Source organism: Phormidesmis priestleyi BC1401, from assembly GCF_001650195.1.
Lineage (GTDB): Bacteria > Cyanobacteriota > Cyanobacteriia > Leptolyngbyales > Leptolyngbyaceae > Phormidesmis_A > Phormidesmis_A priestleyi_B.
The window spans coordinates 13747-31618 of record NZ_LXYR01000039.1; the positions used below are offsets into that span (position 1 = coordinate 13747).

A 17872-nucleotide genomic window follows, 5' to 3' on the forward strand; every position below is an offset into this window, starting at 1 on the left:
GTAAGCGATCTATTGATTTTCCTGGGATTCGCGTTTACGCTCTTGCAACTTGAGCATGATTTCAGCGTGAACTTCTTTGGTAATGGGGTAGAAGTAGGCTAACACCAAGCCAATGAGCAACACCACGAGCGGAGCGGGACCGACTAAGACTCGAATTGCCCACAGTGCAGAGTCGGGTTGAATCGGTTCTGCCTGACCTGCGGTGGTTGATAAAAAGCCAGACTGTTGTAGCACCCAACCGACGAGAAATAGCCCGATCGCCAGGGCTACTTTTTGCAATAGCACCATAAACGCATAAAACACTCCTTCGCGGCGTTGCCCAGTTTGCAATTCGTCTAGCTCAATCACATCGGGAATCATTGACCAGGGAATCAGATAAGCGGTCGAGACTCCAAACCCTGCCATTACAGCCAAGACATACAGTAACCAAGTCTGACCAGGCTGTAGCATAAAGAGTCCAATCTCAGCAATGATCCAAATGGTCATGCCCATGAAGTAAACCGCTTTTTTGCCCACTCGTTTGCTAACTTCAGTCCAGACAAACAGCATGACGAATGCTGTCACCTGAACCGCAATAATCACCTTGATAAAGTCATCGGTGGTGAGCCTCATCCAGTTTGTAATGAAGTAGGGAATCACCGATACCGTGTTTTGTACTGCAAGCCACGAACACAGATAAATCCCAATCACATACAAAAATGGTCGGTTGCTGAAGACGATTTTAAGCTGTTCAATGAATGGAATCGACACCTCGTTACTTGTTTCTTGACGCAGGCGCTCTGTTTCTTTGACTCGCTTGTGAGTGCCCCAAACGCACCAAAACAAGGGCGGGACGCAAATTACAGCAAACACTGCTCCCATGACTAGGTACTTCTGGATAGGATCGTCCTTTAGGAGTGGAAGAGCGAAGATAGCTTGTGCTATGAGAAGCGACAGAATGCTGCCACCGATCGAAAACCCAAATCGAAAGCTGGTGAGGCTAGTGCGTTCGTCATAGTCTTTAGTGAGTTCGGGTGTGAGAGCGGTGTAGGGTAGGTTGACGATGGTGTAGAAGCTATTGAAGAAAATACCGATCACCACATAATATCCAAATAGCTCCCACTGGTTAGTAGCGGGGTCGTTGCTAAATGAGGGCACTAACCACTGTAGAAAAAAGAAAATCCCGAAAGGGATTGCGCCAAACAGCATCCAGGGATGACGGCGACCCCAACGGCTGCGAGTTTGATCGCTCATCTTCCCCACGATTGGGTCATTGATTGCATCCCAAATTTTGCCAATCATCAGAATGCTGCCCGCCATTCCAGGATTTAGCCCTGCGACGTTGGTAAAGAAGATGAGTAAGAATACAGATAGGATGTTTGCAGTAACGGCAGGTCCAAGATCGCCTGCGCCGTATGCCAACTTGGTGCTTAAATTGAGTTTTCCTAACATCTCGGCAGGTCGATCGGCAGAATTATTCATAAGGACAGCGTGGAGACCGAGTGATCAGTTGTATTATTTTCATCATCTTTAGTGTGCGATCTTTCAAATCGTGCCAAATCTTTAACCGACTTAACACGCCTTCCCATGTCAGATCTTCATGTATCTTGGTCAGATTATCACCGCACGATCGAGCACCTAGCCGCTCAAGTTTACAAGTCTAAGTGGGAATTTAATCAAATTGTCTGCCTTGCCAAAGGGGGCTTGCGAGTTGGAGACATCTTGGCTCGCATCTACGATGTGCCCCTTGCAATTTTGGCGACTTCTTCTTATCGCAGTGGCAAGAGTCGCAGCACGTTAGTCTTTTCGCGTGACTTGACGATGACGACCCTTAACCTCGGCAGTCATGTGCTTTTGGTCGATGACTTGGTAGATTCCGGTGTGACGCTGCAAAAATCGATTCCCTGGCTTGAGCATCACTATGGCTTCTATATCGAAGAAGTGCGGACGGCGGTGCTGTGGTATAAAGCCTGTTCGGTGATCAAACCCGACTATTATGTTGATTATTTGTCTGACAACCCCTGGATTCACCAGCCGTTTGAGCGCTATGAAGACATGACTCCAGAAGATTTGATGACCGAAGTAGGAGCCGGAACACGAGAATAGACGACCCAAAATGGGGCAAGATTTTCGCCCCGCCCCGCAAAATGATAGCGCCGTAGAGACGTTCCACCGAAACGTCTCTACGGCGATCGCGCCTCAACGCACGACTCATATTATTCGCACGATTTAACGCAATTTGGCGATCGTCGGGTCGACCGCTGTGGAGTTGGGAGAGGTTCCACGAAACGTCTCTACCGATAATCTGGGGTTTGGATATCTAAGATACGGGATTCTGGACGCAAGAATCGGTCGATCTGCGATTCAAAAAAGGCTCGGTTTGCTTTCAAATGATTCGGGTTTGGGTCATCTAAGGGATAGAGCAACGCCGATCGGAGGGCTTGAATCACGGCAGATGTAACGCAATACATCGATCGCTGAAAGCTAACGATTAGCTGAATCAACATATCATCTTCGCCCCGGCAGTGCTCTCGATAATAATCCACGAGATATTGGGGTAAGAAGTGCAGCATGTCTTGTGCTAGCAGAGTGGGCGGAATGCCAGCCGTCCCAACGGGAAATTTGTCGGCATACAGCACGCCGTAGTGAAAGTCTTTTTGCTCAGAAGGAACCTGTCCAGCTTGAGCGTTATAAGACTTTGTGCCTCGAAAAGGTGCCGTGCGATAAAATACGGCTTCAACATAGGGAAGCGCCGCTTCGTAGAGCCAGGTAAAGCCCTTAGACTTGGGAATGATTTCGTAGCATTCGCCTTGGATGTAGACATGGTGATAAATGGGACGACCCGCGATCGCAAAAATTCCATTCACCAAAAAGTCCATTGCTTGAGGCACGCTGGTCATCTTGCCCTCATCATACAAATCGGACATCTCAAAAAACACCGGAGCCATCACTTCCCAAAACAGCCCCAAGTTGGCGTAGTAAGACGATTGGCGACACTGCTCTAAAAACAAATCAGGAAACGCTTTGTGTAATGCCAGCATTGCCGGATTGCCTTTGAAGTAAGCTTTGATGGCTCGATCGGCGTTTGCCTTATATTCATCGCTGTCCAAAAACGGATCGAACTGGTTGACGGGCACATACATGCCGCGATGCCAAAGCATTGCCCGCATACACTCTTCGGCAAATTCCATGTTGATCCGATCGTGCCAGAGATGATGCGCCAATCGGGGAAGCTTCATTTTCAGTTCCCCTTTGTCCATAAATTCTCGCAGTTCGGGGTGGGCATCGGCTTGCCCGCGCCAGACTCGCAGATCCGCGTCGTCTCCAGCGTAGTGGTTGTGCCGATCCATATACTCATCTGAGATGAAGTATTTGAAAAATGGAAACGGATTTAAGAAAACCTGCTCACCGATGTAGAGCAAATCTCGCCAATAGAAATCCATCGGGACAGCATAGGCTTTGTATAAGCCGATGATCTGCATCAGGTTTTCTGGCGTGTCAGGCAGCATTGCCCCCCCGGCTTCGAGGCGATGAATGATGTCGGCAAATTTATGCTGCGAGGGCGGAAGCTTAGTGCGATTTGCGGTTACGTTCATAAGACACTCTTAGTGGATGGAAGGGTTGCTAATAGTTGGATGAGAGGACACTTCACTCAAAGGCACGATCGGACTCATTGCCAGTTGACGAGCCTCATAAACTGGGGTCGCCGCCACCAGAGCTGTGGTGGTGGATTCGCTCCAGCGCACGAGCCAACTGGGCTGCACACCGAGCCAGATAATCAGACCCGTAAGCGCGATCGCGGGCAACTGCTCTAACCCAGTGACTTTGGGATAATAGGCAGTCTTGTTATCGAGTTTGCCGAAACACGTTCGGTTGAGCAAAATCACAAAATAAACGGCGGTTAATGCGGTTCCAACGACACAGAGCAAAGTTGGCACCGGAAACGCGGCAAAGCTGCCCTGAAACACCAGAAACTCTGAAATAAATCCTGCCATACCGGGAATTCCGGCACTGCCCATCCCAGCGAGAATCAGCAGTGCACTGATCGTGGGCAACCCCCGAATCGGATTGAGCAACCCATTGAGAACATCTAAATCGCGGGTGCCGACCTTGGTCTCGATTACGCCAACCAAATAGAACAGCAGCGCCAGAATTAAACCATGACTCACCATCTGAGAAACGGCACCGACTAGCGCTAAGGGCGTTAAAGCGATCGTGCCTAACAGAACATAGCCCATATGTCCGATCGAGCTATAAGCCACCATGCGCTTGATGTCTTTTTGAGCGAGCGCAGCCAGTGTGCCATATAGGACACTAACGGCAGCGACGATCGACAATCCTGGTGTGACCAGTGACCAGGTTTCAGGAAACAGCCCCAAACAGAATCGGACTAAGCCATAGGTGCCCAACTTGGCTAAAACGCCGCCCAGCAGAATCGCCGTCGGAGTCGAGGCTTCAACGTAGGCATCAGGGAGCCAAGTGTGCAGAGGCACTAGTGGAATTTTGATGCCAAACCCAACAATCATCAGCGTCAGCAAGATTAATTGGGTTCGTTGAGATAGCCCTTGAGTAGAGATCGCCGCATAGTCAAAGCTAGACGCATTCGTGAGCCAATTTATCGCCAAGAACGCGGCTAAAATCAGAATCCCAGAGACGGCTGTATATAGCAAAAACTTGATGGCAGCATAGTCGCGTTTCTCACTGCCCCAAATTGAGATCATCAAATAAAATGGAATTAACTCCACTTCATAGAATAGGAAGAACAACAGTAAGTTTTGCGCGAGTAATGCGCCTGCCATGCCTCCGCTAATCAGCAACACCAACGAATAAAATAATCGAGGACGCTTCAGCGGGGCTGACTTGGGAGCTTGTAAATCGCTGCTAAAAATGACCACTAAAGTCAGCAGGTTTGTCAACGCCACCAACGGCAGCGACAAGCCATCGACTCCCAAACTGTAGTTCAATCCTAATGTCTGAATCCAGGGCAGATATTCTTGCATCTGTAGCCCAGGCGTGACGAGATTGAACTGAGTCAGGAGATAGATCGTCCAAAGCAAGAGAACGCCAGAAATAGCGATCGCGCCAATTCTCGCCCGACTTGCAGAAATATTGCCGGGAAGAAAGCCCACTAATGCCGCTCCGATCACGGGCAGCCAAATCAATGCACTCAGCATGGTGATGTCTAATCCTTTAGCCTAGAGATTGCTGATGAAACACGCTAGCAGTCATCACTAACACCATGTGCGAGAGCGACGACCAACACAAAAAGACTCCTAGCACAGTCACCCCAACCAAAATCGTCAACGCATAAAACTGCGATTGTCCAGACGTGCTGTATTTGAGGCTTTGACCACTAAACAGGGTTACCATACCAAACAGATTGACTACGCCATCAACGAGATAGCGATCGATCCAGGAAGTCAATTGAGAAACCACAGCAACGCTGAACACAATGCTGTTTCGGTAGAGATTGGGCGTGTAGAAGTCATAGGCGACTAAATCTTGCAGTGCCTTAATCGGAAACTGCACAGGCTTCTGAATGTAGTTGCCCAAGTAGATCACAGCGCTTAGACTCGCGCCAAAAATGCTTGACCAAATCAGCAAGAGTGCCATGTTTGTGTTGATGTCTGCCCAGCTAGGAAGCAGTGACAGAGATTGCAAAATCAGCGGTAGATGCAGCGTAAACGCAGACAGAATGATCATCGGCAGTGCCATCGGCCAATGCACTTCGGGCGATCGCTCTGACATCTGTTTGGGCTTGCCACCAAACACGAGGCTAAAGGCACGAGTCAATCCAAACGCGGTAAGGGCATTCACAATTAGCAGCACACCGACGAGCCAGGGATGCCCAGAGTTTTCTAGACCATCGGCGAGTTTGAGCATTGACCAAAAGCTACCAAATGGGGGCAATGCGATGAGTCCTAATGTCGCCACCACTAATGCCAACCCCGACACGGGACGACGTGACCACAAGCCGCCAAGCTGCGTCAAATCTTGGGTGATGCTGTTCCAAACAACGGCACCGCTACTCATCATCATTAACGCCATTGACAACGCGTGAGTTAACACGATCAGCAGTGCGGCTTCGGTCTGCTGAGTGCCGACTGCGATGAACACAATGCCCATGTAGGCAGTTACTAGATAAGAAAATGCTCGTTTGATGTCGATTTGTGCGAGAGCAATGAGTGACCCACCGATCGCCGAAATCGACCCAATCACAATCATCGTAGACTGCACCACAGGCGACAGTGAAAGCACAGGTTCTAGCTTGACGAGTATCCATGCACCCGTTGCCACAACAACCGAGTTCCGCAAAATTGAAGCCGGAACAGGACCTTCCATCGCTTCATCGAGCCACAGATGTAAGGGAAACTGAGCACACTTGCCCATCGGACCCGCAATCAGCGCCAATCCAATTAAAGTGATTGTGTTTTGATCAACGTTTGCTGTCCTCGCCCATTCTGCCAATTCTGAGAAGTTCCAGGTGCCCGCGATCGGCAACAGCGCAATCACGCCCATCAGCAAAAATAAGTCGCCAATCCGCTTGGTGAGGAACGCATCTCGTGCACCCGTCACCACGAGCGATTGGTTAAACCAAATGCCGACAATCAGATAAGTGCCAAGGGTGAGAATTTCGAGAATGATGTAGCTAAAAAACAGCGAATTACACAGCGCCAGCGCTACCAATCCTGCTTCAAACACTGCCATCAGCGAATAGAGCCGTCCCCAGCCCCAATCCATTTCCATGTATCCGATCGCAAATGTTTGTGCCAATAGATTCAGCCCAGCCACCACGACGATGACCCCGACCGTTAAAGAAGACACCTCGATCGGAATCGTTAAATCTAACCCTGCGACTTGCAGCCAGGGAATCGAGAACTGTTGAGCAGGCTGGTTCCAGGTTGCAGTCAGCGCGATCACTGCATGAACAAACGAGATAAAGGTCATTGTGACGTTGACATAGCCCGCAGGGCGAGGACCTGTGCGACGAGTAATGCCGGGAAACCAAAGGGCAGACAGGGCTGCGCCTAAAAGTGAGTAGCAAGGAATTAACCAGACGGACTGGAGAAGCAGTTGAGCCATCGCAATCATCTCGCAATAGGGATCTGGAAGGAAGATAAGTTCCGGGTTTAGAGCATCTGCGATTCGATTTTTAGAACTCCGTATCGAGGCAGTGCTAACAGTCTTTTAATCTTCTCAGTTAACTATAATTTCTATCACATTCCAAAGTGAAATAGAGTTACCTTTATTGATATAAGCCCTTAGGATTTCTGATGGATTGAATAGACCGAATACCATCGATAGTAAGATGTCGATGTATGACCTTTGTAGACTTTATAGCTGATTCAACAAATTGCTGACCTGCAAACAACAGTAATAACAAACGCTGTTATTGTAGTCACCGTCACACTTGGTTAACGTTTATTACATTGAAGACATACCGATCGGGGAGCAGGTAATCTTCTACACTTCGCAGACTTGGAGATTAGAGAGCCGAGAATCGATCAATCGATCCATCCAACCTTCGAGATATTTGCGGTTTGCCTGCTGTTCTTGAATATTAGTGGTCTCTGCTGAGTGAGGCATCAGTCCCAACATGGCAGCGGTGGTTACACAAAACATCGACTTTTGAAAACTGACACAAATTCTCACCCGCAAGTCTTCTTCACCCCGCAGCGATCGCTGATAAAGCTCATGTAAATAAGGCGGCAGATCATGTCGTAAATCCTGCATCAACAGCGTGGGCGGAATGCCTGCGCCGCCTACAGGCAAAGGATCTGCGTGAAGTACGCCATAGTTAAATCGCTCTTGGTCAGACGAAATTTGACGAGCTTGAGCGTTATAAGAAACGGTTCCCATAAAGGGGAACGATCGGAAAAACACCGCATCAATATATGGAACGCCTGTATCCATCAAGAATGCCAGCCCTGCGGATTTAGGAATGATGTCGTAGGAGCGATCGCCAATCTTCACCGCGTAGGTAATCGGCTCATTGGCAGCAGCAACCAGCGCGGCTTGAATAAACGCAACCACATCAGGAATCGACTGAATCTTGCCTGCATCATAAAAGTCAGACAGATCTAAAAACATTTTGCTCATGATCTTCCAAAACTGACCCAGCGCACTGTAGTAGCACGATTGACGCACCTGTTCGGGCAAAAAGTTAGGAAAGACTTTTGAGAGTCCTTTAATCGGCAGGTTGTTTTTTAGTTTCGCACTGGTTGCCGCTTGCACGAGGTCTAAAAACTCTGGAGAATCGAGATACGTGTCTAATCTGCCGCCGCCATGCCAAAACATGGCTTTCATACAATATTCAGCAAACTCGTAGTTATAGCGATCGTGCCACCAGTGCTTCAGCAATTTGTGGGTTGAGACATCCCCGTTAAAGTATTTAAAGAACGGGAACAACTCTAAAAACTGATGTTCTGAAATGTAGATAAGATTACGCCAATAAGCGTCTAGCACAATGCCATAGCTCTTGAGAATGCCAACCACTTCGATCACGTTATCGGGCGAGTCAGGCAGCAGCGCACCGCCAGATTCTAAGCGATCAATAATGTCGGCTAACGGATGATTTGAAGGCTTGAGAGGAGTGCTGACCATAAACATCTGAAGGGGTGAAAAAGGAATCAATTGTGGATTACAAGCTGCTCATTTGCGAGAATTTTAGGCGGACTCGGAGACTTTAAAACTTTGGCGGCGATCGTCGGAAAATCAGTTAGCATTGCTGTCGTTGTAGTTTCTGTCCAGCGCACCACCCAGCCAGGTTGCAGCCCCAAAATCACAATCAGAACCGCGAGCACAAAACCGGGCGCACGTTCTGACCAAGGCACTTGGGGAAGATTGGCAAACTGATCGGGGAGACGACCGAAAAAAGTCCGGTTGACTAACAGCAGGAAATAGACCGCCGTGAGTCCGGTTCCAACCATTGACAGCAAAGTCTGAACGGGAAACACCGGAAAGCTACCTCTAAAAATCAGAAATTCTGAAATAAAGCCCACCATGCCCGGAATTCCGGCACTCGCCATCACGCCCACCACCATTAAACTACCAATGATCGGCAATCCTCGTTCTGGGTTGAGCAATCCTTGCAAAACGGTGATATCGCGAGTTCCTGTTTTCTTATAAACCACACCCACCAGGGCAAACAACATCGCCGAAATCAGACCGTGACTCACCATCTGAAAAACTGTCCCTAGCAGACTGAGCGGAGTTGCTGCCGCCGCCGCTAAGAGAATGTAGCCCATGTGCGCGATCGAGCTATAGGCAACCATCTTTTTCATGTCGGTCTGAGCGATCGCCGTAAACGCCCCAAATAAGACGCTAACCACTGCCCACGTTGCTAGCCAGGGAGACAGCACTGCCCATGCTTCAGGAAATAGCTGTAGCCCAAATCGAATCAGTCCGTAAGTTCCTAATTTCAGCAATACCCCCGCTAATAAAACAGAAATTGGAGTAGACGCTTCAACGTGAGCATCGGGCAACCAGGTATGCAGTGGAAACAGAGGAACTTTGATTCCAAACCCGATTAGAATTGCGCCCAGCAGCACAATTTGAGCTGTGAGCGGCAACGTCTGAGACAACAGCGGATCAAACTCAAACGAATTTGAGCCGCCCAACCAGGTCAATCCTAAGAAAGCCGCCAAAATCAAAACACCCGAAAACGCCGTGTAAATCAAAAACTTGGTTGCGGCATACCCGCGTTTTGCGCCACCCCAAATTCCGATCAGCAAATAGAGAGGAATCAGTTCAAGCTCATAGAACAGGAAGAACAACAGTAAATTCTGCGCTAAAAAGGCTCCGGTGACTCCCATGTTCAACACGAGAATTAACGCATAATAAAACTTGGGACGCTGAACGGTAATGTCAGTGCAGTAAATCGCAACGAGCGTTAAAAAATTACTCAACGCCAGCAGCGGAAACGATAATCCATCCACACCTAAGCGATAGGTCAACCCCAACGAATCTAGCCAGGGAATATTTTCCTGAAACTGCATCCCAATACTAAGGGCATCAAACTGCGTTGCTAACGCGATCGTCAATGCCAGCGCAATCGACCCAAACATGAGTGCGACCTGCCGAATTCGACTTGCCTCGATCGTAGGGGGCAACACTGCGATGATTAAGGCTCCTAGCACAGGTATCCAAATTAAAGCACTGAGCATAGATTAACTGAAGATAAAAAGATTGGAATTCTAAAGGGTGAATTGTGGAGGGCTGCGGTCAGAAGAACACACCCAAAGCGGATTCCCACATCGACCAGGTAAGCACCATTCCCAACAGACCCACCCCCACCAAAATCGTCAGCATATATGCCTGAGATTGACCCGAAACACTATATTTCAGACTTTCTCCGCTAAAAATAGACGCTAATCCAACAAAGTTGACAAAGCCATCGACAATGTAGCGATCGAACCAGGCGCTAAATCGAGAAATTGTGCTGACCACAAAAACCACTGTGACTCGATAGAACCGATCGACGTATAAGTCGTAAGCCAAAAAGTCTTGCATCAATCGCAGAGGCGCTTGAATCGGTCTAGACCAATTGTGGTTAAACGTCGCGATCGATCCGGCAATCAGCCCAGTTAAGCCCGACCCAATGATCATCAGAGAGCCTTGCCAGTTGAGATATTGCCAACTAGGAAGCGCCGACAGCGTTTGCATGATCAGCGGAACAGTGAGCGTAAAAATCGTCAGTGTCACCATCGGCACCGCCATTGTCCACGGCACTTCTGGAGCGCGGCGCGTCTTGGGCATTGGCTCACCGAGAAAGACTAAACGGTAGATGCGAGTCAGGTTAAAAGCCGTCAGCGCATTCACGATCAGAATGACTGCCACCAGCCAAGGCTGACCATACCAAAAATCATCGACTCCTTGTTGAAATGCCCAAAAGCCTCCTAGAGGAAGGAGTCCGACTAGACCCGCCGAGCCGACCAAAAATGCGCTGGTGGTGGCAGGCATTCGCGACCACAAACCGCCCATTTCAGTAATGTCTTGGCAACTGGTTGTTGCAATAATTGACCCTGTGCTCATGAACAGCAGTGCTTTCGCGATCGCGTGAGCAAACAGCAGCGCCAGTGCAAAGCCTGTCCAGTTCATGCCCACCGCAACGAATACTAACCCTAAATAAGCGCTCGTCGAGTGAGCCAAGGCGCGTTTGATGTCAATTTGGGCGATCGCTACCAGAGAAGCTCCGATCGCGGTCATCGATCCGAGTGCGACCAGAGCCGTCGAAGCCACCGGAGACACCATCAAAATCGGCTGAAGCTTAATCAACACGTAGGCACCACAGCCCACCACCACCGAGTTTCTCAAAATCGACGCAGGGTTTGGACCCTCCATCGCTTCATCGAGCCACAGATGTAAGGGAAACTGGGCGCACTTCCCGATCGGACCCGCAATCAACGCTAAACTCAACAATCCAGCCACCGTAGGAGACAGTTCAGCCGTCTCTGCCCAGTCATATAAGTCAGGAAAATTTAAACTACCCGATAGCGTTGAGAGGGTCACAACCCCCATCAATAGCAGCACATCGCCGACTCGCTTAGTGAGGAATGCGTCTCGTGCCGCCGTCACAACCAGCGGTTGAGCATACCAAAACCCGACGAGCAAGTAAGTTGAAAGAGTCAAAATTTCTAGCAGAGCGTAGGTGAGAAAAAGAGAATTGCTCAACGCTAACCCACTCATCGCCGCTTCAAAGAAGCCCATCAGCGCAAAAAATCGAGCTAATGCCCAATCTTTTTCCATATAGCCCAGTGCAAAAAGCTGTGCCAGCAGACTCAACCCCGTGGTCACTTCCATTGCGCCGACGCTGGCTGAAGAGATATCTAGGGCGATCGACAAATCTAAATCGGCTGCTTTTAGCCAGTGAATGATCAACTCGTGGGACTCTTGCCCCCAAGTTGCGTTAAATAACGCCCATCCGTGAACACACGCCAAAAGCGTCGTAAAAATGTTTAGATAAGCAGCAGGTCGCGGACCTGTGCGCCGAATCAGCCCTGTTGCCCAAGGTAAAGAAAGGATCGCACCCAGAAACCCATAGCAAGGAACCCACCAACTTGTATCAATGAGAAACTGCTGCATCAAACCTGCCTTTACTCAAAAATTTACTAAAAACTCCCTGCAGGCAACCTCGCCCGTTTGGGAAACTCTATCAATTTTGATGTTTGTTAAAAAATAGAACAACTTATTGCATAAATTTCAGCTTAACGCCTAACACCCTTAAAAGTACAATGCGATTTATAGAGCGGAACAATGGTGTCGAAAAGCAAACTTTTGTAGATAAATGTGACTTATGTACAAGAAAGTTTTCTATAAATGGCGTTGAAAAGAGTCTATGATGCTGAAGACGAAATCTTATAGGCAGTCTTCATTATCCGTACGCGGGCAGTGCGGCAGCCTAGCAGAGTCTTGACACGATAGATTAGTCCGGCTTATACCTAGGATTTACAACTATCATCAAGCGTTATATTGTCAAGCGTCAACAACACCCCTATTCTGAGTAGAGACCATCATTAAAGAGCGCTGGTAAAGCTTGGAATCATGGGCTGTCCCGTCAATATTTTTGTCTGGGGCTGATGTAATTAGTTTCACTTATGCAGGAGATCAAGAATGCCGATCGCTGTGGGAATGATTGAGACGCTGGGATTTCCGGCTGTGGTAGAAGCCGCAGACGCAATGGTGAAAGCCGCCCGCGTCACCCTGGTTGGCTACGAGAAGATTGGGAGTGGTCGCGTCACCGTGATTATTCGAGGAGACGTGTCTGAGGTACAAGCCTCGATTGCCGCTGGCATCGAAAACGTTAAGCGTGTTAACGGAGGTCAAGTGATCTCGACCCATGTTATCGCACGCCCCGACGGAAACCTGGAATACGTGCTGCCGATTCGCTACACCGAAGCGGTTGAACAGTTCCGAAGTTAATGGGCGATCGTCCACTGACCCATTTGTTGTGCTTAGAATTTGATTGGAAGGGAGAATTTAACGATGGCTATTGCAGTTGGCATGATTGAAACTTTGGGTTTCCCCGCAGTGGTGGAAGCCGCAGACGCAATGGTGAAAGCCGCTCGCGTCACTTTGGTTGGCTACGAGAAGATTGGAAGCGGTCGCGTCACTGTAATCGTTCGTGGCGACGTGTCTGAAGTTCAGGCATCGGTTGCGGCTGGCATCGAGAACGTTAAGCGAGTAAACGGCGGACAAGTGTTGTCTACCCACATCATCGCGCGCCCTCACGAAAACCTGGAGTATGTGCTGCCGATTCGATACACCGAGGCAGTCGAGCCATTCCGTGAGAGCGTCAGCGGCATTCGCCCTCTCAACCGTCCCTAACTAATGCAAATTGCCAAAGTTCGCGGCACCGTTGTCAGCACCCAAAAAGAGCCGAGTCTAAGAGGCGTGAAGTTCCTACTGCTGCAATTCTTAGACGACGCGGGGCAACCACTTCCGCAATATGAAGTGGCGGCTGACAACGTAGGAGCAGGGATCGATGAGTGGGTTTTGGTTAGCCGTGGCAGTGCTGCCCGTCAAGTTCCTGGAAGTGAACAGCGCCCCGTCGATGCGGCGGTAATTGGGATTATTGACACCGTGAGTGTTGATAATCGGGCGCTTTACAACAAAGGAACTCAATATTGATGATTGCGCGGTGCGTGGGTGATAACTTAACGTGCTCTGCGATCGTGAACGGTGCACTACGCTACCGCTAACCAGCAATGCTATTTGGATTAGGCGTAAGAAAATCACGATCGAGCCATTTCCCTGCAATGGGTGCGATCGTGACTTACACTGCGCGGTCAGTTAGGAGAATGTTTTATGGCAGTCCGTAGTTCTGCGGCTCCGCCCACACCTTGGTCACAGTCTCTCGCCGAACCCGATATTCACCATAGCGCTTACGTTCACTCGTTCTCTAACATCATTGGAGACGTGAGGGTCGGCGAAAATGTGATGATTGCGCCAGGCACCTCCATTCGAGCAGATGAGGGGCATCCGTTCTACATCGGCGACGACACCAATATTCAAGACGGGGTCGTCATGCACGGGTTAGAGCAGGGCAGAGTCAATGGGGATGATGGTGAAGCTTACTCGATTTGGGTAGGAAGCCGTTCTTCGCTGACTCACATGGCGCTCATTCACGGTCCTGCTTATGTAGGTGACGACTGTTTTATTGGGTTTCGATCGACCGTCTTCAATGCACGAGTCGGCAGCGGCAGCATTGTTATGATGCACGCGCTGGTTCAAGATGTGGAAATTCCGCCCGGAAAGTATGTGCCTTCTGGAGCGGTGATCACCAGTCAGCAGCAAGCCGATCGCTTACCCAACGTGCTAGAAGCCGACGTGAAGTTTGCGTCGCATATTATTCACATCAATGATGCGCTGCGATCGGGTTATCGCTGCGCCGAAAATATCGCTTGTATTGCCCCAATCAGAGATGAGATGGCTACCCCTACAATGAATCAACCCCCTGCAAATGTTTCTAGCCGCTCTGCCAATGGTTCGGGCAATAGCGGCGTGATTGAGCAAGTGCGTCAACTGCTAGCTCAAGGCTATCGAATTGGCACCGAACACGCCGATGAGCGTCGCTTTAAGATCAGTTCTTGGAAGAGTTGTGCGATCGTTCAGTCCGATCGCGAATCGGACGTGCTGGCGGCGCTCAACTCGTGTATGCAAGAGCACAGCGGCGACTATGTGCGGCTCATTGGCATTGATACAAACGCTAAAAAGCGCGTGCTGGAAACGATTATTCAGCGTCCGGGCGCGACACCTACCCACCTTTCTAATGGTTCATCCAGTAGCTATACAGCACCGTCTTATTCTTCTAGCAATGGCAATGGAAACGGTCATGTTGCTGCAAGCGGCTCGATCGAGGGTTCTGTCGTTGCTCAAATTCGCCAAGTGTTGAGTAAAGGCGGACGGATTGGGATTGAGTTTGCCGATGAGCGACGCTTCCAAACCAGTTCTTGGAAAAGCGCTTCTATCCAAGCCACCAACGAGGCTGGAATTTTGGCTGAAGTGCAGGCTTGCATGTCGGGTCACCTGGGCGACTATGTGCGGATTATTGGCATCGATCCCAAAGCAAGGCAGCGAATTTTAGAAGCGATCGTTCAGCGCCCTGCTCACAAGCAGCACATTTCAGACTCACCTGTCAGACCTGCTTCTAACGGTGGATTGGCTCCTAGTCAGGGTGCAACCCGTGCGATTGGCAGTGTTGCCCAGCAGGTTCGTCAACTGTTGTCGCAGGGGGCAGCGATCGGGCTGGAGTTTGCCGACGAGCGGCGATTCAAGATTAACTCTTGGAACAGTGCGCCTTTGATCCACACACGATCGGAAGGGGAAGCGATCGCGGCTTTAGAGTCGTTTATCGGAGAGCATAGCGATCACTATGTTCGGTTGGTTGGGGTTGACACTCAAGCCAAAAAGCGGGTTCTCGAAACCGTAGTTCACCGTCCGGGTCGAACGCCTGAGACCGCATTGGTACTTGATCCTCCGGTCTACACTCCGGCTACTACCCCTGCGGGTTCTGGCTTCTCAAGCTCTTCGTCAGGAAGCCAAAAGCTCAGTCATGAAGCGGTCGATCAGGTGCGTCAACTGGTGCGTCAAGGTGCGCGGATTGGGCTGGAGTATGCCGATGCACGTCGCTATAAAGGGGGCGCTTGGCAGACAGGGGCATCGATTCAGGCAGGTTCTGAGTCTCAAGCACTGGCGGCTCTCGAATCGGCGCTGTCTGAACACGCGGGTAACTATGTTCGCTTAGTCGGCATCGATCCAAAGGCAAAACGCCGCCTGGTTGAGCTTGTGATTCAAAAAGCTGGAAAATAAACAGGTTCGAGCTTTGAGTTTTGAGTTGGAGTATCTATTCAGAATTCAAGACTCAAAGCTTAGAACTCGAAAACTCTTGAATGATGCACTTTTTGCCTCTGCAGCTATGTCCGATCGACACCGCCCATTATCTCGTGAGTGGCGATGTCACTATTCACGAAGGGGCAGCGATCGCGCCGGGTGTTTTGCTGCAAGCAGGGTCTGGTAGTCGGATTATCATTGGGGCTGGGGTCTGCATTGGCATTGGCTCTGTGATTCACGTTCATGAAGGGACGCTAGAAATCGGCGAGGGGGCAATCATTGGGGCGGGGGTTTTACTGATTGGTCAGGTAAAAATCGGCGATCGGGCTTGTATCGGATCAGCTACAACGATTTTAGATAGCTCTATCGAGGTGGGCGGATTGGTAGCTCCGGGTTCACTGGTGGGCGATCGCAGCCGTCTTCCAGAAGAACCCAAAGTTACCGATACTCAACCTCCTGTCGAAGCCCCTCCCGATCCTTGGGCTGAAACTAAAGCATCTCCTCAACCAGAGATTCCGGCTGAAGAACCAAAGTCTGAACAACCCTTGCAGGAGCAGGCACCCGAACTCAGCAACGGAATAGTTGCTAGCGTTTATGGACAGTCTTACGTCAATAATCTTCTCGTCAAGTTGTTTCCTCAAAATCAACGCAATTCTGCTTCTGATAACGGTCATTTGAACGGGAATTCTTAGTGACGATCGCTCGGTGCTTCCTATATTTGTAGGAATGGAAACTATGCTAGATAAGGCAAAAATTACTCAAGGCAGTGACAATGTGTTTGAAGATTTAGGGTTCGATGCTGAAGAAGCTATCAACCTGAGAATTCGAGCCGATTTAATGTTGGATTTGAGGCAATACATCTAAGCTCAAGATTGGACACAGGAGCAAGCCGCCGCATTTTTTGGAGAAACACAGCCCCGCATTAGCAATCTAATCAGTGGCAATATTGATCGGTTCAGCGTCGATAAATTGATCAACATGCTGACTCGTGCTGGAATGGATGTGAGAGTTGAAGTTTCACTGAAAGCCGCGTGATTCTACATTGGCAAGAAAGAAACCAAAACTGAAGAACTTTACAAACCAGTTAAGATTGAAGTTAAGAACTGCCCTGTCACTCCTTCGCTGATGAATCGTCTAGACAGATTTACCGATACTGCTTTAGGTCTGGTTTCTACTGAAAGCTTCCCAGCGATCGTGGGCATTGCTGACATGATGCTCAAATCGTCAGACGTGACGCTGGTTGGCTATGAAAAAACAGGCGGTGGGTTTTGCACCGCTGTTGTGCGAGGCGGCATTTCAGATGTGCGGCTGGCAGTGCAAGAAGGCATTGACCTTGCCGCTCAGTTTGGGCAGAAAGTCTCGACGCTGGTCGTTCCTCGCCCCTTAGCAAATCTAGAAGCGGTGTTGCCGATCGGAACTAAACTCGCCGAACTTGCCAAAGGGCGGCACGGTAATCCGTTTCGCAATCAGGCAGTGGGGTTGCTTGAAACTCGCGGTTTTCCGGCGATGGTCGGTGCGGCAGATGCCATGCTCAAATCGGCTGACGTGACTTTGACAGCCTACGAAACGATCGGGTCAGGACTTTGCACCGCCATTATTCGCGGCACGATCGCCAACGTTGCGATGGCGATCGACGTAGGAATGCAAGAAGCTGAGCGCATCGGAGAACTTCACTCTGTAATGGTGATTCCTCGTGCGCTTGAAGATTTAGATCAAACCCTACCGCTTGCAAGCTGTTGGATCGAAGAACTACAGCCCTTGCGGTTGCCGATCGAACTTAAAGAAACCGAAAAAGAACTGGTGGCGTTACCCGAACTTCAGCAAGAGCTACAGTCGCTGGCACCGACCCAAACGGGGCTGCAACTTCCAGAATCGCGCCAGCCCAAGGCAGAAGACTTGCGAGAACTCGCGATGCCTATTCCTCAAGAAGAGACGATCGACGTGACTCCGCCGATCGAGCTTAAAAAGCTCAATCAGCCCCCAGAAGAAGCCGTGTGAGAACCCAGGATTGATGTGCAAAGTGTGACTGGATAGGGCATTCTAGGCACACACCTACCTCGTC

15 protein-coding genes and 1 pseudogene are annotated in these 17872 nt (G+C 49.8%); 9 read left to right on the top strand and 7 right to left on the bottom strand.

Annotation, left to right across the window (positions count from 1 at the left end):
• Nucleotides 1-9 precede the first annotated feature (9 nt).
• Entirely contained in the window at nt 10-1461 is a 1452-nt protein-coding gene (locus tag A8707_RS18230; RefSeq protein WP_068818631.1) for an MFS transporter, read from the bottom strand.
• Between the two features lie 105 nt (nt 1462-1566).
• On the opposite strand from A8707_RS18230, the gene A8707_RS18235 reads away from it, so the two are divergent.
• Nucleotides 1567-2085 (top strand): phosphoribosyltransferase, encoded by a 519-nt coding sequence (locus tag A8707_RS18235; protein WP_068818632.1) that lies wholly within the window; start codon nt 1567-1569, stop codon nt 2083-2085.
• Nucleotides 2086-2273: 188 nt separating this feature from the next.
• Here the strand turns inward: A8707_RS18235 and A8707_RS18240 are convergent, their stop codons facing one another.
• From A8707_RS18240 to A8707_RS18265, 6 genes are all read right to left on the bottom strand, one after another.
• On the bottom strand, nt 2274-3575 hold the full coding sequence (locus A8707_RS18240) for a CO2 hydration protein (protein WP_068818633.1): 1302 nt from the start codon (nt 3573-3575) through the stop codon (nt 2274-2276).
• Between the two features lie 9 nt (nt 3576-3584).
• The gene (locus tag A8707_RS18245; protein ID WP_068818634.1) at nt 3585-5153 is read right to left on the bottom strand and encodes an NADH-quinone oxidoreductase subunit M; all 1569 of its coding nucleotides are present in this window, start codon (nt 5151-5153) and stop codon (nt 3585-3587) included.
• 16 nt (nt 5154-5169) lie between these two features.
• Nucleotides 5170-7062, bottom strand: a complete 1893-nt coding sequence (locus A8707_RS18250; RefSeq protein WP_068818659.1) for an NAD(P)H-quinone oxidoreductase subunit F — start codon at nt 7060-7062, stop codon at nt 5170-5172.
• A 381-nt stretch (nt 7063-7443) separates the two neighbouring features.
• Nucleotides 7444-8583 (bottom strand): CO2 hydration protein, encoded by a 1140-nt coding sequence (locus A8707_RS18255; protein ID WP_068818635.1) that lies wholly within the window; start codon nt 8581-8583, stop codon nt 7444-7446.
• Nucleotides 8584-8609: 26 nt separating this feature from the next.
• Nucleotides 8610-10145 carry an NADH-quinone oxidoreductase subunit M gene (locus A8707_RS18260; RefSeq protein WP_068818636.1) on the bottom strand — a complete coding sequence of 512 codons (1536 nt, stop codon included), beginning with the start codon at nt 10143-10145 and terminating at the stop codon, nt 8610-8612.
• A gap of 58 nt (nt 10146-10203) precedes the next feature.
• Nucleotides 10204-12063, bottom strand: a complete 1860-nt coding sequence (locus A8707_RS18265) for an NAD(P)H-quinone oxidoreductase subunit F (protein ID WP_068818637.1) — start codon at nt 12061-12063, stop codon at nt 10204-10206.
• 528 nt (nt 12064-12591) lie between these two features.
• Between A8707_RS18265 and A8707_RS18270 the strand changes: the two genes are divergently transcribed.
• The 8 genes and pseudogenes from A8707_RS18270 (at nt 12592) to A8707_RS18300 (ending at nt 17808) form a co-directional block, all read left to right on the top strand.
• Complete coding sequence (locus tag A8707_RS18270; RefSeq protein ID WP_068818638.1) at nt 12592-12900, top strand: carbon dioxide-concentrating mechanism protein CcmK; 309 nt, start codon at nt 12592-12594, stop codon at nt 12898-12900.
• 63 nt (nt 12901-12963) lie between these two features.
• Nucleotides 12964-13305 (top strand): carbon dioxide-concentrating mechanism protein CcmK, encoded by a 342-nt coding sequence (locus tag A8707_RS18275; RefSeq protein ID WP_017290237.1) that lies wholly within the window; start codon nt 12964-12966, stop codon nt 13303-13305.
• 3 nt (nt 13306-13308) lie between these two features.
• A complete protein-coding gene (locus tag A8707_RS18280; protein ID WP_068818639.1) occupies nt 13309-13608 on the top strand; it encodes a EutN/CcmL family microcompartment protein in 300 nt (99 codons plus the stop codon).
• 177 nt (nt 13609-13785) lie between these two features.
• A complete protein-coding gene (locus tag A8707_RS18285; RefSeq protein WP_068818640.1) occupies nt 13786-15789 on the top strand; it encodes a ribulose bisphosphate carboxylase small subunit in 2004 nt (667 codons plus the stop codon).
• 80 nt (nt 15790-15869) lie between these two features.
• Nucleotides 15870-16502 (top strand): hypothetical protein, encoded by a 633-nt coding sequence (locus A8707_RS18290; RefSeq protein WP_197484872.1) that lies wholly within the window; start codon nt 15870-15872, stop codon nt 16500-16502.
• Nucleotides 16503-16545: 43 nt separating this feature from the next.
• Entirely contained in the window at nt 16546-16674 is a 129-nt protein-coding gene (locus A8707_RS30295; protein WP_269452743.1) for a hypothetical protein, read from the top strand.
• A gap of 15 nt (nt 16675-16689) precedes the next feature.
• A pseudogene (locus A8707_RS30680) lies at nt 16690-16845 on the top strand (helix-turn-helix domain-containing protein); the annotation flags it as partial.
• A 90-nt stretch (nt 16846-16935) separates the two neighbouring features.
• Nucleotides 16936-17808, top strand: coding sequence for a carbon dioxide-concentrating mechanism protein CcmK (locus A8707_RS18300; protein WP_068818641.1), 873 nt, complete (start codon nt 16936-16938; stop codon nt 17806-17808).
• Nucleotides 17809-17872: the final 64 nt, after the last annotated feature.

Coding starts and splice junctions, on each gene's coding strand:
- A8707_RS18230 (WP_068818631.1), bottom strand. CDS start 1,461: ATGAATAATTCTGCCGATCGACCTGCCGAGATGTTAGGAAAACTCAAT.
- A8707_RS18235 (WP_068818632.1), top strand. CDS start 1,567: ATGTCAGATCTTCATGTATCTTGGTCAGATTATCACCGCACGATCGAG.
- A8707_RS18240 (WP_068818633.1), bottom strand. CDS start 3,575: ATGAACGTAACCGCAAATCGCACTAAGCTTCCGCCCTCGCAGCATAAA.
- A8707_RS18245 (WP_068818634.1), bottom strand. CDS start 5,153: ATGCTGAGTGCATTGATTTGGCTGCCCGTGATCGGAGCGGCATTAGTG.
- A8707_RS18250 (WP_068818659.1), bottom strand. CDS start 7,062: ATGGCTCAACTGCTTCTCCAGTCCGTCTGGTTAATTCCTTGCTACTCA.
- A8707_RS18255 (WP_068818635.1), bottom strand. CDS start 8,583: ATGGTCAGCACTCCTCTCAAGCCTTCAAATCATCCGTTAGCCGACATT.
- A8707_RS18260 (WP_068818636.1), bottom strand. CDS start 10,145: ATGCTCAGTGCTTTAATTTGGATACCTGTGCTAGGAGCCTTAATCATC.
- A8707_RS18265 (WP_068818637.1), bottom strand. CDS start 12,063: ATGCAGCAGTTTCTCATTGATACAAGTTGGTGGGTTCCTTGCTATGGG.
- A8707_RS18270 (WP_068818638.1), top strand. CDS start 12,592: ATGCCGATCGCTGTGGGAATGATTGAGACGCTGGGATTTCCGGCTGTG.
- A8707_RS18275 (WP_017290237.1), top strand. CDS start 12,964: ATGGCTATTGCAGTTGGCATGATTGAAACTTTGGGTTTCCCCGCAGTG.
- A8707_RS18280 (WP_068818639.1), top strand. CDS start 13,309: ATGCAAATTGCCAAAGTTCGCGGCACCGTTGTCAGCACCCAAAAAGAG.
- A8707_RS18285 (WP_068818640.1), top strand. CDS start 13,786: ATGGCAGTCCGTAGTTCTGCGGCTCCGCCCACACCTTGGTCACAGTCT.
- A8707_RS18290 (WP_197484872.1), top strand. CDS start 15,870: ATGATGCACTTTTTGCCTCTGCAGCTATGTCCGATCGACACCGCCCAT.
- A8707_RS30295 (WP_269452743.1), top strand. CDS start 16,546: ATGCTAGATAAGGCAAAAATTACTCAAGGCAGTGACAATGTGTTTGAA.
- A8707_RS18300 (WP_068818641.1), top strand. CDS start 16,936: ATGAATCGTCTAGACAGATTTACCGATACTGCTTTAGGTCTGGTTTCT.